This is a genomic window from Streptomyces sp. B21-083 (genome assembly GCF_036898825.1).
Classification (GTDB): Bacteria; Actinomycetota; Actinomycetes; order Streptomycetales; family Streptomycetaceae; genus Streptomyces.
This window is the reverse complement of sequence record NZ_JARUND010000002.1, coordinates 1,258,729-1,274,887: the sequence shown is the minus strand read 5'-3', so window position 1 is coordinate 1,274,887 and position 16,159 is coordinate 1,258,729. Positions and strand designations below refer to the sequence as shown.

The following is a 16,159-nucleotide window of genomic DNA, read 5'->3' as shown; positions in this document are numbered from 1 at the left end:
CGAACCAAGGAGGTTCCACCGTGGCCCCGTACTACGCCGACGACCTCACCGAACTCGTCGACTTCGTGCGTCAGCACTCGCCCTACTACCGAGACCTGTACGCCCAGGTACCGCCCGGGCCCGTGGTCCTGGAGGACCTCCCCGTCCTGGACCACTTGTCCTTCTGGGGCGCCAACACCGCCCATGACAGCAGGGTGCTCACCGGCCCGCTCACCGACGGCATCGTCTTCAAGTCCGGCGGCACCACCACCGAGCCCAAACTGTCCGTCTACACCAGACAGGAACTGCTGGGCATGAGCCGGCTCCAGGGCAACGGCTTCGAGCACGCCGGACTGCGTCCCGGCGACCGGATCGCCAACCTCTTCTACGCCGGGGAGCTGTACGCCAGCTTCCTGTTCAACGTGCTGTGCCTGCAGGAGTCCTCGGTACCGAACGTGCACCTGCCCATCGCGTCCGCCCCGCTGGAGTACACGGCACACGTCATCCACGAGTTCGCCGCCACCGCGCTCTTGGGACCACCGACCACGATCTGTCAACTCGCCGCCCAGCTCACCGAGTCGAACCACCCCGCGCCCGACGTCCACCTCGTGATGTTCGGCGGCGAGTCCTTCTACGAGGACCAACGCCCGCTTCTCGAAACGGCGTTCCCCAACGCCCGTATCCGCTCCATGGGTTACGGAAGCGTGGACGGCGGCATGCTCGGAGCGCCGGTGGCGGACGACCCTGATCCCCGGGTCCACCGCACCCACCGGCCGCAGACCGTGATGGAGATCGTCGACGACGACACGGGCGAGACCGTCAGGGAACCGGGCCGGCCCGGACGCCTGGTCGTGACCGATCTGGCCCGCCGGCTGATGCCCGTGATCCGGTATCCCACCGGGGACCGCGGCGCCTGGGTGGACCGCGAGGAAGGGGTGTTCCGGCTGTTGGGCCGCTCCGACGAGGGCGCCCGGGTCGGGCCGATCACCGTGTATCTGGAGGATCTGCGCGCCGTGGTGCAACAGGTGGCCGGCGGCCGGCCCCTCGTCGGCACGCAGGTGGTGCAGCGCCGTAAGGACGGCCGGGACGAGCTGGTGGTGCGGATCGCGGGCGACCTCGGTGATCCGGACGCCGTGGGCAAGGCCGTCGCGAGCCGGCTCGACGAGATCCGCCCGATGTTCGCGGAGCACGTCGACGCCGGGCTGATCAGCCCGCTGACGGTGGAGTGCGTTCCGGCCGCCGGGCTCGTCGTCAACTCCCGGACGGGAAAGCTCCTCCGGCTGATCGACGAACGCACGCCGTGAGCGCCCGCCCCCAGGGAAGACGCCCCCGACCAGAACAGGAACTCTCATGATCCGAACCCGTCAGCGCGAACCCCGCCGACTCCGCGGCCGTACGGAACAGGGTCCGGACGTCCTCCGCCGAGAGGGAGGCCGCCGCCATGACGCATGACACGGACGTTCACGACACGGGTGCTCACGACAGCGACGCTCACGACACGGACCTGTCCGACGTCGCCGTGGCGGAGGCCGGGGCCGAGGCGGTGACCCGCAACCTCGGCATCGTCAACGAGCGCGAGCAGGCCGCGTTGCGCGCGGCGACTGTGCTCGTGGCAGGCTGCGGCAGTGTCGGCGGCGCGGTGGTCGAGCCGCTGGCACGGCTCGGCGTGGTGCGCTTCAGGCTCGCCGACCCGGATCACTTCGACGTCACGAACCTGAACCGACAGGCCTGTGTGCTCGCTGACGCCGGCCGGCCGAAGCCCGAGGTGCTGGCCGAACGGGTGCGCGCCATCAACCCGTCGGCCGAAGTGACCGTGTGCCCGGAGGGGCTGACGCTGGAGAACCTGGACGAGGCGCTGGACGGCGTCCATGTCGCCTTCGACGCCATCGACCCGCAGATGTCCGCCTGGGTCAAGTACCAGCTCCACGAGCGGGCCGCACAGCGCGGCATCCCCGTTGTCGCGGGTGCGGACTTCGGCGGGAAGCCGGCCGTGTACGTCTTCGACTACCGTCGCCGTCCCGTGCCCTTCTACGGCACCGCCACCGCCGAGGCCCACCGGGAGAGCCGCGTCTGGGACTCGGTACGGTGGTTCGGCAGAACCCACTTCCCCAGTGACTACCTCCCGGTCATGGCCGACCGGCTGTCCAACGGCGGAACCTGGCCGCAGATCTCCTACTGTGTGCTCGGCATGGGCGCGTTGGGCAGCAGGGTGGTACTGGACCTGTTGATGAACCGCAGGACGCGGCATGTCGTCACCGTGGACCTGCACGCGGCGGCCATGCCCCGCGCGGCGGCGCTCGCCCACCGGATCCGGATGCCGCTGGAACTCGCGCGGACCCTGCGAGCGGTCCGGACGGCGGCCCGGGCATCGGCTCAGACTCCGGCCCGCCTCCGCCCGCCCGAGTCCACGCCCGCAAGCCTGCCCGTACGTCCGCTCCCCGAACGTCTCGCCGTCGTGCTGCGGGGCGCCCGGCTCGCACCGTCGCCCTACAACGCCCAGCCCTGGCGCTTCGAGCCTGTCGACGGGCGTACGGTGCGGCTCGCGCCGGACCCCGGGCGCTGGCCCTCCGCCGCACCTGACGCGCTGGGCTGGGCGGAGAGCCTCGGCTGTGCGCTGGGGGCGATGTCCTACCTCGCACACGGGGAGTGGGAGGGCAGTTCCGCCACCGCCGATCCGGGCGAGGCGGACTGGTTCGCGGGCCGGTTCCACTGCGACCGACTGCGTGACGACGTGCTCGCCCGGCAAGGAGCCCTCGGCCTGCGCAGCACCCACCGGGACGATCTGCTGCGGACACCGATCGACGGGACCACGCTGAAACGGATCGAACTGACGTGCACCGAGCGGAACCTCACCCTGGAAACGATCACCGGAGCCACGGCCCTGGGCCGGCTCGCCCGCACCGAGCTCGACGCCGCGCGGGACGGCCGCTCGGCCGACGGTGCGCTGTGGGAGTGGCTGAGGGAACGGGCGCGGACCGAGGACGGCCGGCGCTCGTTCGGTGATCCGAGCGAGCTGCTCGGAGTTTCGGGAACGACCCGTGCCGTCGGCCGCGTCCTGGGGAGCCGGGCGGTTCCACCCCGGTGGGCGACACCACCGTCCATGGCGACGGACCGGCTCCGGGCTCGCGGACTGCGCAACTGCGGAGCCGTACTGGTCCTGCGGGGCCCTCGGCGGACGGTCACCGACAGGCTCGACGCGGGCGTGGCGCTGATGCGCGTGTGGCTCGCGTTGACCGAGGCCGGATACGCCGCTCAGCCGCTGGGACACGAATTCGGCGGACCGGTCGCGCTCCGGCCCGGAGGCGGCACGGACCGGGACGACACGGTACTGGCGGTGCTGCGCGCGGGCCGGGCCACCACCGCGCCGGCCCACCAGGTGACGCGCTGCCCGACCGACACCTCCGTGCGGTGGACCGGATGGACGGGACAGTGACCGAAGCCCGGCCCGTCCGGGCCTCGAAACTCCCGTACCACAGGGAGCTGACGGGTGTGACGGCTGCTGTCAGTCCCTGAGCGCCACTCGAGCCGCCCTCGGTGTCACCTGCCGTAGCCGGCGGTGTCGATGTTGGTCTGTACGGCGTTCTCGGTGGCGTCCGACGGGTAGCCGGACGTCATCACGCCCTCGTAGAAAGTGCCTGCGGCGCCGTGGCCGCTGTTGGCCCAGCCGTTGTTGAGGCCGTGGGGTGCCACGAAGATGGTGCTGTTGCTCGCGAGCCGCTGAAGTCCGTACGAGCGGCTCTCACCGACGAGGAGTGGGACCGGCAACTTTCCTGTCGGCCAGGAGCGGTCGCTACTTCGGTGCGGCCTCTTCGAAGGGGAGGGGCTGCTTGTCGCGCAGGTGCTCCTTCAGTGCCTGCGCGGTGTTGCTGACGTGCAGCAGCGCGGCGGCCTGGCTGAGGGCGCTGTCGCGCGTGGTGAGGGCCGCGTAGATCGCCTCGTGCTCGGCGAGGGTCCGGCCCCCCGCCTGGTCGTCGACCAGGCCACGCCAGATCCGTGCGCGCAGCGTCCGGCCGGAGACGCCCTCCAGCAGGGTCAGCAGTGTTTCGTTGCCCGTCGCGGCGACGACCGCGCGGTGGAAGGCCGCGTCGTGCGCGTTGAGCAGTTCGACATCGTCGCGGGCCTCGCGCATGGCGTCCAAGTGGGTTTTGACCTCGGCCAGTTGGTCGTCGGAGATGCGGGTGGCGGCCAGTGCGGTGGCGGCCGGTTCGAGGAGCCGCCGCACCTCCATGAGGTCCTGCAGAACGCCGGAGTCGCCCTGCAGCAGTTCCACCGCCCCGCCGAGTCCCTCCAGGAGCAGGCTGGGCTGGAGACTGGTGACGTAGGTGCCGTCGCCCCGGCGGACCTCCAGGATTCGGGCGACAGCCAGTGCCTTGACCGCCTCGCGGGCGAGGTTGCGGGACAGGCCCAGCTGGGCGGCCAGATCCGGTTCCGGGGGGAGCTTCGATCCCGGCGGCAGTGCGCCGGTGCGGATCAGCTCGCGGATCCGTTCGATAGCTTTGTCCGTCAGAGACACTGCGCACCCCTTCCCCGGCCGTCGGCACCGGGTACGTCCGATCTGATGAGCCCCTGGGCACGGAGTTCGTCCCAGAGGTCTTCGGGGACGGCCCGCCCGTGGAGTTCCATGTTCGTCCGACCTGTTCCTGAGTCCGCATGCCGAGAGTGACGTTGATGATACTGGGATGGGTGCGGGGAAAGGTGATCGCGGCGGCGGGAAGCGTTGTCCCGAAGGCCTCGCAGACGTCGGCGATCGCCCGGGCGCGGTCGACCAGGGCGGATGGGGCGTTCTGCTGGTCGTATTTCATGCCTTCGGTGGGTCGGTCGCGGGAGAGGAGTCCGGAGTTGAAGACGCCGACGGTGACGACGCTTTTGCCTGATGACAACGGTGCCGTCCACCAGGCGTCCGGTGTCAGACACGGGAGACACGGGCGGCCCACACAGGGCCGTCGGGGTACGTGTACTCCTTGAAGGACTCGGGGTGCATCTGGGCGCTGAGTCCGGGGAGGGCGGGGGCGAGGTAGTGGCCGTCGGCGATGCGTACCGGGTCCACGAAGTGCTCGTGCAGGTGGTCGACGTACTCGATGACGCGGTCCTCGGTCGTGCCGGAGACGGCGATGTAGTCGAACATCGACAGGTGCTGGACCATCTCGCACAGGCCGACTCCGCCCGCGTGCGGGCAGACGGGCACCCCGAACTTCGCGGCGAGCAGCAGGATGGCGAGGTTCTCGTTGACGCCGCCGACCCGGGCGGAGTCGATCTGGACGATGTCCACGGAGCCGGCCTGGAGGAGCTGCTTGAAGACGACCCGGTTGGCGATGTGTTCGCCGGTGGCGACCTTGATGGGGGTGAGGGCCGTGCGGACGGCGGCGTGGCCGAGGATGTCGTCGGGGGAGGTGGGCTCCTCGATCCAGTACGGGTCGTAGGGGGCCAGTTCGCGCATCCAGTCGATCGCGGGCTGGACGTCCCATCTCTGGTTGGCGTCCACAGCGATGCGGATCCCGGCCCCGACGGCCTCGCGGGCGGCGCGCATGCGCCGTATGTCGTCCTCCAGGGACGCGCCGACCTTCAGCTTGATCTGGGTGAAGCCGTCCGCGACCGCTTCGCGGGCCAGGCGGGCCAGCTTCTCGTCGGAGTAGCCGAGCCAGCCGGGGGTGGTGGTGTAGGCGGGGTAGCCGCGGTCCAGGAGGAGGGTGATGCGCTCCGCGCGGCTGGGGTCGGCACGCTTCAGGATCTCCAGCGCCTCTTCGGGGGTGAGGGCGTCGCTGAGCCAGCGGAAGTCGACCTGGGCGACCAGTTCCTCGGGCGACATCTCGCCGAGGAAGCGCCAGACGGGCTTGCCGGCGCGCTTGGCCGCGAGGTCCCAGGCGGCGTTGACGACGGCGCCGGTCGCCATGTGGATGGCGCCCTTCTCCGGTCCCAGCCAGCGCAGTTGGGGATCGTGGACCAGGGAGCGGGAGAACGCGCCGAGGTCGGCGCACACCTCCTGCACCGACAGGCCGACGACGTGCGGGACGAGGGCCGCGATGGCCGCGGCCTGGACGTCGTTGCCGCGGCCCGTGGTGAAGGCCAGGGCGTGGCCCTCCAGCCCGTCGCCGGCGTCGGTACGCAGTACCACGTAGGCGGCCGAGTAGTCGGGTTCGGGGTTCATCGCGTCCGAGCCGTCGAGGTGTTCCGACGTCGGGAAGCGTACGTCGAGGACGTCCAGGGCGATGATGCGGGCAGATGCCGATACGGGGGACTCAGCGGAGGACATGGCGACTCCTGGGGGGCAGGGGACGTGGACCCTGCGACGAGAGAGGCGAGGACAGCGGGGAGGAGCTCGGCGGCCGTGCGGCTCCTGTGGATCCCCGCGACGGCCGCCTGTTCAGTCCTGGACCTTGCCGCCCGTGCTGCGCGAGATCATCAGCGCGACCAGGATGATCAGGCCGTTGAGGGCGCCGATCCACTGCGCGGGAACGCCGCCCAGGGTGAGCACGTTCTGGATCATGAAGAGCAGCAGGATGCCGCTGAACGCCCCGAACATGGTGCCCTTGCCGCCGTTGAGGCTGATCCCGCCGATGACGGCGGCGGCGAAGACGGTGAAGATGTAGCCGTTGCCCTGCGCGGAGGCCACCGAGGCCAGCCGCCCGGACAGCAGCAGTCCGGCGAGGGCCGCGAGCACACTGCCGACGACAAGGACGATCCACAACACCCGGTCGCTGCGTATACCGGCCGCCTTCGCGGCGTCGACGTTGCCGCCGATGGCGTACAGGGAGCGGCCGAAGCTGGTCCAGCCGAGCACCACGATGGCGATGGCGAACAGCGCCAGGCAGAGCCAGATGGACGCCGGCATCCCGAACCACTGCGCCGTGCCCAGGTAGAGCATCGACTCAGGCAGCTGGAAGAAGGTCTGGCCGCCCGAGATGCCGGCTGTCGGGGCGGGTGTCGACGGTGACGACGGGGATCTTCTTCGCCTCCAGCTGAGCCAGCGTAGGAGCGATGGCCGCGGTGTCCTGCGGGGCCATCGCGACACCCTTGACCCCCTGGCTGATGAACGTCTGCGCGTTCGCCGTCAGCTTGGCGACGTCGTTCTGCGAGTTGGTGGTCTTGAGTGAGAGGCCGAGCTCCTTCGCGTACTCCGGCGTGTACTTGATGTACGAGTTCCAGAAGTCGGTGTCGGAACGCGGGTAGTCCACACCGACCAGCGGTGCGCCGCTCGACGACGCCGAGGTGTCGGAGCCACTGCCACAGGCGCTGAGCGACGCCAGGGCGGACAGGGCGGCGGCGGTGGAACAGAGAGCGTTTCTGAGTCTCATCGGTACTTCCTCACGCTGGTCCCGAAGCGGGAGATTTTCCGCATAAGCGACAACCGATTGCTGTCGGCTCGGAGAGATGGGATGTTTATAGGGCGCGCAGCGAGGCCCTGTCTAGCCCTTGGTGTAATGTCCCCGAAATTTGCAGGGCGATTGCGGAGCGAGATGTCGCAGTGAGGGTTGTGGGAGCGAGATCCATCCCATCAATCGATCAGGTCGCCAGATGTCAGCTGTCTGACTCTGCTCGGCTGTATCCCAAACGCAGCGACTGCTCCGGGCGGCGATCTCACCGCCACCCGGTCGCCTTCAACCGCGGTCCGATGCGCACCAGCGTCTGACCCTGCCGTCGACGTGCCCGCGAAGGCCGCGCTGAATCCGCGAGGAACCGGGGCACCTGCCCTCGACACGGAGCAGAGTACGTACTCGGGCGGGTGGGGACGCCGTGACACGGACTTCGCGATCACGCCAAGGCTTCTACCTGCTGGGTTGCTTTACCAGATGGATAAGTATGCTGGTGCCATGAGACGTACTTCCTTCGCGCACTGGCCGTGCTCGATCGCTCGCACCATGGACCTGTTGGGTGACTGGTGGACGCCGCTGGTGCTGCGCGAGGCCGGGTACGGGATCAAGCGCTTCGACGAGTTCCAGGAGTCGCTCGGGATCGCGCGCAACACCCTGACCGACCGGTTGCGGCGGCTGGTGGAGGAGGGGCTGATGGAGAAGCGGCCCTACCAGACCCAGCCGGTGCGGTACGACTATGTCCTTACCGAGAAGGGCCGTGACTTCCATTCGGTGCTGCTGGCGATGAACCGCTGGGGGGACCGCTGGCTGGCCGGCGAGGAAGGCCCGCCGGTGGTGACGTACCACGACGTCTGTCAGCAGGAGAGTCATGCCGAAGTGGTGTGCGCCGCCTGCGGTGAGCCGATGACCGCCGACAACACCCACTCCAGGATGGGGCCGGGCTATCCGCCGCGCCTGGCCGAGCGCCCGGATGTGGCGAAGCGGTTCGCCGGCTGAATCGGGATCCGCAGGAGACGCCGTCTTTGCTTGACAAGTGAGTCTATCTACACAACTTTAGTGGTCAGAGGCTCTTCGGAAGTGAGGGCTGTTATGACGACGAGGAGGGCCGGGCCATGGAGTGGACGGGTGCGTGCTATGCGGACAAGCCGACGGTCGAGGTGCCGATCTGGATCGCTGCCCCGCCGGAACGGGTGTGGGAGCTGGTCTCCGACATCGAACTGATGCCCGGCCTGAGCACGGAACTGCGGTCCGTCGAGTGGCTGGACGGAAGGACGGGACCGGCGCTGGGAGCCCGGTTCGTGGGCAGGAGTGAGCATGAGTCGCTGGGGGAGTGGGCCACCACATCCCACATCGTCGAGTACGAACCCCCGAGTGTCTTCGCGTGGGCCATCGAGGACCCCGAACACCCCTCCGCGATCTGGCGGTTCACGCTCGAACCCCGGGACGACGGCACGCTGCTCCGGGAGTGGATGCAGTTGGGGCCCGGCCGCTCGGGCCTCTCCCATGCCATCGACCGCATGCCGGAGAAGGAACAGAAGATCGTCTTCGTGCGCATGCGTGAGTTCGAGCGGAACATCGGCGCCACTCTCGAATCGATCAAGAAGCTGGCCGAAGACGCCGGAGAGATGGGTGTGTGATGCGTACGTCGACCACGATCGAGGCGTCCACCGGCTGGCCGGAGACGGTGGACTTCGTCACCGAGGCGGAGAAGCTGGGCCTGGACATCTGCTGGGTGGCCGAGGCCTGGGGCGCCGAGGCGGCCTCGCCACTGGGGTATCTGGCCGCACGCACCGAACGGATGCTGCTCGGTTCCGCGATCATTCAGCTCGCCACCCGTACACCGATGGCGATCGCCCGGGCCGCGATCACCCTGTCGAACATCTCCGAAGGCCGCTTCCTGCTGGGTCTGGGCCCGTCCGGCCCCCAGGTGATCGAGGGCCTGCACGGTGTTCCGTTCGCCCGGCCCCTGTCGCGTATGCGGGAGACGGTGGAGATAGTGCGCCGGTCCGTGGCGGGCGGCAAGATCTCCTACAGCGGCAGGGAGTTCCACATCCCGCTGCCCGGTGGTGACGGCAAGCCGATGGCGCTGGCGATCCGTGCCGAACACGACATCCCGATCTACCTGGCGACGCTCTCGCCGAAGATGCTGCGGCTGACGGGGGAGATCGCCGACGGCTGGCTGGGTACGAGCTTCGTTCCCGAGGGCGCCCAGGAGGCGTACTTCGACCACCTGGACGCGGGTCTCGCCGCGTCAGGGCGGTCACGCGCCGACTTCGACATCTGCCAGGGCGCGGAAGTGGCCTTCGCGGAGGACGAGGACGCGCTGGTCGCGATGGTGGGCGGCCGTAAGAAGGAACTGGCCTTCAGCCTCGGCGGGATGGGTTCCGGGACCACGAACTTCTACAACAACGCCTACAGCCGCCAGGGATGGGCGCAGATCGCGGCGGAGGTCCGGGAACGCTGGCAGGCCGGGGACCGTGACGGCGCGGCCGGTCTGGTGACCGACGAGATGGTGCTGGCCACCACGCTGATCGGCACGGAGGACATGGTGTGCGAGCGGCTGAAGGTGTGGCGCGACGCCGGAGTCGACACAGTCCGTCTCTATCCCGCCGGCGAAACGCTGGACGCACGGCTCACCAACCTCGGCCGGGCCATCGACCTGGTCCGAGACATGGACCGCGACGCGGCGGCGTAGCGGCCCACGTGCACAGGACAAACGGCAGCACCGATCGGAGTCCGGCGGGTGCGCAACGGCAACGGGAAAGGGGCGGTCGGAGGGGCGAGCGTCGCCGTCCGCCCGGCGAGGGGGTGTCAGAATGACGGCTCCCCCGGGCGAGGGGCCGGGGAAAGGCGACCGTGCCGGACAAGCGATCAGAAACACCTCCGACGCCGGACCGGGAAGGGCGGAGCGGTCGCGGTGACGGTCCGGCGGTGACCATCGCCTACATCGCCGAGACCGCGGGCGTCTTCGTGCCCACCGTGTCGAAGGTGCTCAACGGCCGCTCCGGGGTGTCCGACGAGACCCGGGCCCGTATCGAGGAACTGATCCACCGGCACGGCTACCGCAGGCCTCCGAAGAACCGCAGCAACCTCGTGGAGCTGCGTTCGGGGCGCGCGGCTGAACGGGCTCGCTCCCGCTCAGTCCACAGGAACGGTGAGTGGCTGGTAGTCGAACCAGTCGAAGTGGACGGTGCCCATCGCGGCGTACATGCCGATGACTCGGCCGGTGAAGCCGCCGGCGACTTCGGTGGTCAGGTAGCGGCCGTCGAGGGTGGCGAGTGGGGTGAAGGTGTTGTCCGGTTCCTCGATGCCGAAGGTGAGGAGGTCGGGGCCGGTGCGGGGGCCGTTGGGAGGGGTTTCGGAGATGTCGAGGCGGAGGATAACGGGCCCGGCGGCTACGGAGCGGGACGCCACGGTGGTGCGCAGGGGTCCGATACGGGTGAGGACGCGTACTTCGCCTTCGGACGCTTCGATCTCGTAGTGGTGTTCTTCGTCCAGGCGGACGGCGAGTCCGCCGTGTCCCTCGGCCGGGTCGATGCGGGTGCGTGCCTGGCAGGTGAGGTGTTGTTGGCGGCGGCCGGTGAACATGACGTCGGGTTCGTCCAGGGAGTTGCCCCGGGCGTGCAGGGTGAGCCGGCTGGGCCGTTCCTTGGTGGTGCAGTGTTCTGCGGGTCGGTCGCGGACGGAGATCCATCGCGGGTGCAGTTCGCTGAGGTCGAAGTCGTCGCGGACGTCTTCGGCGGGTCCGGGGGCGAGCGGCCAGGCGGGGGCGGGCAGTTCGGACGGGACCTCCCCGATGACGGGCCAGTCGTCCACCCACTCGACAGGTGTCAGGTAGGTCTCGCGGCCCAGTGCGTGCCAGCCGGGGGTTCCGCCGCGTGGGCGGACGCCGAGGAGCACCATCCACCAGGAGTCGTCGGGTCCCTGGACGAGGTCTGCGTGGCCGGTGTTCTGGATGGGGTGGTCGGTGCTGCGGTGGGTGAGGATCGGGTTGTCCGGGCATGGTTCGAAGGGGCCTGTGGGTGTGTGGCTGCGGGCGATGGAGACGCTGTGGCCGCGTTCGGTGCCGCCTTCGGCGATGAGCAGGTACCAGTAGTCGCCGATCCGGTAGAGGTGTGGTGCTTCGGGTGCCTTGGCGCCGGGGGCGCCGGACCAGATCCTGCGCGGTGGTCCGAAGGTCTGTCCGGTGTGCGGGTCGATGCGGAGCTGTGAGACTCCGGCGATCGTGCACCAGCAGGTGTTGTCCTGGTCCCAGGCGAGGTCCGGGTCGATGCCCGGGATGTCTGGCAGCTGGACCGGGTCGGACCAGGGTCCGGCGGGGTCGGTGGCGGAGAACAGCATGTTGCCGCCGCCCTGGGTCACGTTGGTGACGATCAGCCAGAAGCGGTCGTCGTGGTGGCGCAGGGTGGGGGCGTAGATACCGCCGGAGGACGGGGTGGCGGTGGTGAGACGGAGCTGACTGGGCCGGTCGAGGGCGTTGCCGATCTGCGTCCAGTGCAGCAGGTCGCGGCTGTGGAAGACGGGGATGCCGGGGAAGTACTCGAAACTGGAGCACACGAGGTAGTAGTCGTCGCCCACGCGGCAGATGCTGGGGTCGGGGTGGAAGCCGGGGATCACGGGGTTGGCGAAGGTGCCGTCCGCCCGCTGCTTGTCTGACACTCGGTCAAATCCCTTCAGGAGTTGGTGCATTGGCGCACTCAGGGGGTGTGGGGCGCCGCGTGGGTGAGGCGGAGCAGTACCGCGGACGGGGCCGAGGGCAGCGTGACGGTGAGGTCGGCGGTGTCCGGGTTCCAGGAGATGACGGCCTGGCTCGCCGCGGGGTAGAGCACCTCTACCCGGGCCGCGAAGCCGTGGAGGTGGGGCAGGGGGAGAGTCGCGGTGGCGTCCTTGCCGGGGCGGCGCCAGACGGTGAGGTAGGTGGTGTCCGGGGTGTGGAGTGCCAGGGCGAGCCAGGGGTCGTCCCAGGCCGGCAAGCCCAGCGGCCACGCGGGGACGGCCTGGGCCAGGTCGGTGCGGACGGCCTTGTACGCGGTGACGGCCTCGTGCACCAGGGCGCGCGACTCGGGCGGCAGGTCCGGGAGCAGGCCGGACAGGTGGATACGGCCGAGGAGGGCGTTGGCCATGGTGAAGGCCACCTCGTCCGGCGAGTGCTCCGGGAGCGGGTAGGCCCAGACGGCGCCCTGTTCGGGGGTGACGGCCGTCGGTGCGGAGGCCGCGATGGGGGCGTAGAGCTGGAGGTTCTGCTGGTCGCTGGTGGACTGCAGTTGCAGCCGGGACAACAGTGCGTAGTCCCAGCGCATGCCGCCGGAGGAGCAGTTCTCGATCACCAGGTGCGGGTAGCGGTCCAGGACGCTGTCGAGCCAGTCCAGTTGGGCGCGGTTGTGGCCGAGCAGTCCGGCGCCCGGGGTCTCGCCGGGGTGGGCGCTGGTGCCGGAGCCGGGGTCGATGTTGTGATCGAGTTTGAGGTAGCCGACGCCCCACTCGCCGACCAGGCGGTCCACGACCTGGTCCAGGTGGGCGCGGGCGGCGGGGTGGCGCAGGTCGAGGTGGTGGCGGCCGGTCTCGGTGACGCGGATGCCGTCGCGGCGGAAGAACGCCTCGTCGGGCAGGGACGTGGACATGGGGCTGCGGACGCCGATCACCTCCGGCTCCAGCCACAGCCCGGGCACCATACCGCGCTCCCGGATACGGTCCAGTACCTCGTGGATGCCGCGCTTGCCGGGGAAACGGGAGGCGGCCGGTTCCCAGGCGCCGACGCTGTCCCACCAGCCGCCGTCCTCGCCGTCGTACCAGCCGGCGTCGATGACGAAGTACTCCGCGCCCGCGTCGGCCGCCGCGTCGACCAGCGGCAGCAGTTTCTCCGTGGTGGGGTCGCCCATCAGGCAGTTCATGTAGTCGTTGAAGATGACGGGCAGCCGCTGATGGTCGGGGTGCGGCCGGCGCAGGGCGCGGCGGTAGCGGGTGAGCGCGGCGAACGCCTCGTCGGGGCCGCCCGCGTCGGTGAAGGCGAGGGCGACGGGCACCGTGCGGAACTCCGCGCCCGGCTCCAGGGGCTGCCGCCAGCCGTGGTGGGTGTCGTTCGGGCCGAACAGTGCCAGGTAGGCCAGCGTGTCGCGCTCTCCGCACTCCCAGTGCCAGCCGCCGCCGTTGTGCTCGATCTGCCACAGCCAGGTGCGGCCCGAGTGACGGTCGGTCAGCCCGCCCATGGGCAGCCGGCCACAGCTGGACCACACGCCACGGCCGGTCCGCGTGAACTCCCCCTTGCCGTTGTCGTAGACCACGCGGTCGGCGAGGACCGGCGAGGTCACCCGCATCGGGCTGCGCTGCCAACGGCATTCGGCGACCCAGTCGTTCGCGGCCCACAGCAGATCGGCGGCGTCGATGGCCTGCGGGCCGTCCGCGAGGCAGCCCACGACGAGGGAGGAGACCGACTCCAGATGCAGGGCGGTGTCCCCGTCGTTGCGCAGGAGTACCTCGGCGCGCAGTACGGGCACGCCGTCCGGCGAGCGGTAGGTCACCTCCGCGAGGAGCCCCGTCTCGGGGTCGAGGAGTTCGACGGTGAGTACGTGCCACTCGCCGTCGCGGGTCACCCGGTGCGTGCGGTACCGCAGCCGTCCGCCGAGAGACGTGTCGATGAGACGCCCGCCCGACCATGCGCGGCCATGACCGGCGGCCATGACCTCCACCAGGGGCAGCGGAGGCCACGAGCGCCTTTCGGGCGGAGCCTCGCCGGGGGCGCCGACACCGGTGAGGCGGGCGACGCCGTCCTCGCCGACGCCGATCTCGACCTCCAGAGCCTGGTGGCCCCACCGGAGGAGCTGCGGTGCACTGGTCATGGGCGCCTTTCTGATGAGGGACTGGAGGGGACCGTACTCAGGTGGTGCGAAGCACGGCGCAGCCGCCGGCGGGCAACTCGGACACGATGCCGCCCGTGAGCAGATCGTGGGCGCGCTCGGGCAGAGGAACGGGCGCGGTGCGGTGGTTGAGCAGGAAGCGCCAGCGGCGGCCGTCGGGGGCGCGTCGGGTGGTGGCCTCGACCTGCGGATCCAGGCCGGGCATCTCCGGGCCCACTCCAGCCTCGTCGAGCAGCCGGGCGATCAGCGTGCGGTGGTCGGCGTCGTCGAGGAGGGTCGAGACGTACCATCCCTGCCCGGTGCCGAAGCGGTGACGGGTCACCGCCGGGCTGCCGTCGAGCATCCCCTGGGTGTAGGTGGCGAGCGTCTCGGCGCCCTCGGTGCGCAAGGACTCGCTCCACGTGGTGCCCTGGGCGCCGTCCGACAGGGCGATCCGTTCGTCGCGTCGCAGCGGCCGGTACTCCTCGACACGGATGCCCAGCGCCTCACGCAGGGGAGCGGCCGGGTAGCCGCCGAGGCGGGCGTGCAGGCGGTCGTCGACGTAGCCGCTCGCGTGCTGCACGAGGAGCGTCCCGCCGCCGGCGACGTAGTGGCGCAGATTCTCGGCGGCCGCGTCGGAGAGGAGGAACAGGGCCGGGGCGACGACCAGCGGGTAGCGGCTCAACTCGTGTTCGGGGTGGGCGAAGTCGACCGTGACACCCGCGTCCCACAGCATGCGGTGCGCACGGCGGAGCGCCGCGTGATAGTCGAGCTCGGGGGAGGGCAGGCCGTCCACGCCGAGGGCCCACCAGGCGTCCGGGCCGTGCAGGACGGCGACCTGCGCGGAGACCGTCGACCCCGCCAGTTCGCCGAGCCGGGCGACCGCCTCCCCGGTCTGGGTGACCTCGCGGAAGATCCGGCTGTCGGGCCCGGCGTGCGGCACCATCGCCGAGTGCCAGGTCTCGGCGCCGGCCCGGGACTGCCGCCACTGGAAGAAGAGGGCACCCTCCGAGCCGCGCGCGATGTGGCCGAGGGTGTGGCGCAGGATGTCCCCCGGCTCCTTGGCGAGGACCCGGTCGCCGTCGTAGACGGTGTTGGTGCCCTGCTCCATCAGCAGCCAGGGGCGGCCGCCGCCCAGCGAGCGGGCTCGGTCGGCGTGGAAGGCGACGTCGGCGGCGGCGTCCACGCCGGGTGAACTCGGGTACTGGTCGGAGCTGACGACGTCGAGTTCGCGGGCGAGGGCCCACAGGTCGATGTTCTGGTACGCGGGCAGCATCAGGTTGGTCGTCACCGGCCGGTCGCTGTGCGCGCGGATCGCGTCGCGCTGCTCGCCGTAGGCGGCGATGACCTCGTCGGACCAGAAGCGGTGGAAGTCCAGGGCCTGGCCGGGGTTCTTGTGCCAGTTGGTGGCACGCGGCGGGAGCACCTGCTCCCAGGAGGTGTAGCGCTGGCTCCAGAAGGCCGTTCCCCAGGCCTCGTTGAGGTCGTCCAGCGATCCGTGGCGGGCGCGCAGCCAGATCCGGAAGGCGGCGGCCGTGTGATCGCAGTAGCACAGCGTGACGTACTCGTTGTGCACGTGCCACAGCGCCAGAGCAGGGTGGTCGCCGTAGCGTTCGGCGAGTTTCCCGGCGATCCGGCGGGCCGCGTTCCGGTACGCGGGCGCGGCGAGACAGTACGTGTCCCGGCTGCCGTGGACGAGGCGGGTGCCGTCGGGCCGGACCGTCAACGCGTCCGGGTGGGCCAGGGTGAACCAGGGGGGCGGGGAGGCGGTGGGGGTGGCCAGGTCGACGGCCACGCCGTTCGCGTGCAGACGGTCGATGTGGGCGTCCAGCCAGGCGAAGTCGTAGCGGCCCTCCTCCGGTTCCAGCAGTGCCCAGGAGAAGACGCCGACGGTGGCCAGGTTGACCCTGGCGCGGCGCATCAGGTCGTCGTCCTCCTTCCACACCGGTTCGTCCCACTGCTCGGGGTTGTAGTCACCACCGAAGGCGAGTCCGCCCAGGCGGTCGGTCAGGCTGTACGAGGTCATGACTCCTCCTT

Annotated in this window: 10 protein-coding genes and 5 pseudogenes; 6 read left to right on the top strand and 9 right to left on the bottom strand. The window is 70.3% G+C overall.

The features are described 5' to 3' along the window. Positions 1-20 precede the first annotated feature (20 nt). Positions 21-1,283 (top strand): phenylacetate--CoA ligase family protein, encoded by a 1,263-nt coding sequence (locus tag QA861_RS29815; RefSeq protein ID WP_334591779.1) that lies wholly within the window; start codon positions 21-23, stop codon positions 1,281-1,283. Positions 1,284-1,420: 137 nt separating this feature from the next. Then, positions 1,421-3,412 (top strand): ThiF family adenylyltransferase, encoded by a 1,992-nt coding sequence (locus QA861_RS29810; RefSeq protein WP_334591778.1) that lies wholly within the window; start codon positions 1,421-1,423, stop codon positions 3,410-3,412. Between the two features lie 113 nt (positions 3,413-3,525). Here QA861_RS29810 and QA861_RS29805 read toward each other — a convergent pair. The 6 genes and pseudogenes from QA861_RS29805 to QA861_RS29780 all read right to left on the bottom strand — a co-directional run. After that, positions 3,526-3,654, bottom strand: a pseudogene (locus QA861_RS29805) (arabinofuranosidase catalytic domain-containing protein); the annotation flags it as partial. A 115-nt stretch (positions 3,655-3,769) separates the two neighbouring features. Then, positions 3,770-4,492, bottom strand: coding sequence for a FadR/GntR family transcriptional regulator (locus QA861_RS29800; protein ID WP_334591777.1), 723 nt, complete (start codon positions 4,490-4,492; stop codon positions 3,770-3,772). Beyond that, positions 4,483-4,850: pseudogene (locus tag QA861_RS29795) on the bottom strand (aldo/keto reductase); the annotation flags it as partial. The pseudogene QA861_RS29795 and the gene QA861_RS29800, both read right to left, overlap by 10 nt. A 35-nt stretch (positions 4,851-4,885) precedes the next feature. After that, entirely contained in the window at positions 4,886-6,229 is a 1,344-nt protein-coding gene (locus QA861_RS29790) for an L-fuconate dehydratase (protein WP_334591776.1), read from the bottom strand. 111 nt (positions 6,230-6,340) lie between these two features. Beyond that, positions 6,341-6,883, bottom strand: a pseudogene (locus tag QA861_RS29785) (ABC transporter permease); the annotation flags it as partial. A 1-nt stretch (position 6,884) separates the two neighbouring features. Next, positions 6,885-7,271: pseudogene (locus tag QA861_RS29780) on the bottom strand (substrate-binding domain-containing protein); the annotation flags it as partial. A gap of 516 nt (positions 7,272-7,787) precedes the next feature. Here QA861_RS29780 and QA861_RS29775 point away from each other — a divergent pair. The 4 genes and pseudogenes from QA861_RS29775 to QA861_RS47200 form a co-directional block, all read left to right on the top strand. Continuing rightward, the gene (locus QA861_RS29775; protein ID WP_334591775.1) at positions 7,788-8,285 is read left to right on the top strand and encodes a winged helix-turn-helix transcriptional regulator; all 498 of its coding nucleotides are present in this window, start codon (positions 7,788-7,790) and stop codon (positions 8,283-8,285) included. A 116-nt stretch (positions 8,286-8,401) separates the two neighbouring features. Then, positions 8,402-8,926, top strand: coding sequence for an SRPBCC family protein (locus QA861_RS29770; protein WP_334591774.1), 525 nt, complete (start codon positions 8,402-8,404; stop codon positions 8,924-8,926). After that, positions 8,926-9,984 carry an LLM class flavin-dependent oxidoreductase gene (locus tag QA861_RS29765; protein ID WP_334591773.1) on the top strand — a complete coding sequence of 353 codons (1,059 nt, stop codon included), beginning with the start codon at positions 8,926-8,928 and terminating at the stop codon, positions 9,982-9,984. The genes QA861_RS29770 and QA861_RS29765 overlap by 1 nt, the downstream gene beginning before the upstream one ends. A gap of 161 nt (positions 9,985-10,145) precedes the next feature. Then, positions 10,146-10,343: pseudogene (locus QA861_RS47200) on the top strand (LacI family DNA-binding transcriptional regulator); the annotation flags it as partial. 84 nt (positions 10,344-10,427) lie between these two features. Here QA861_RS47200 and QA861_RS29755 read toward each other — a convergent pair. From QA861_RS29755 to QA861_RS29745, 3 genes are read right to left on the bottom strand one after another with little or no spacing between them, the layout of a single operon-like run. After that, entirely contained in the window at positions 10,428-11,948 is a 1,521-nt protein-coding gene (locus QA861_RS29755; RefSeq protein ID WP_334591771.1) for a glycoside hydrolase family 43 protein, read from the bottom strand. Between the two features lie 38 nt (positions 11,949-11,986). Then, complete coding sequence (locus QA861_RS29750; protein ID WP_334591770.1) at positions 11,987-14,125, bottom strand: glycoside hydrolase family 36 protein; 2,139 nt, start codon at positions 14,123-14,125, stop codon at positions 11,987-11,989. A gap of 37 nt (positions 14,126-14,162) precedes the next feature. Further along, positions 14,163-16,148, bottom strand: a complete 1,986-nt coding sequence (locus tag QA861_RS29745) for a beta-galactosidase (RefSeq protein WP_334591769.1) — start codon at positions 16,146-16,148, stop codon at positions 14,163-14,165. Positions 16,149-16,159: the final 11 nt, after the last annotated feature.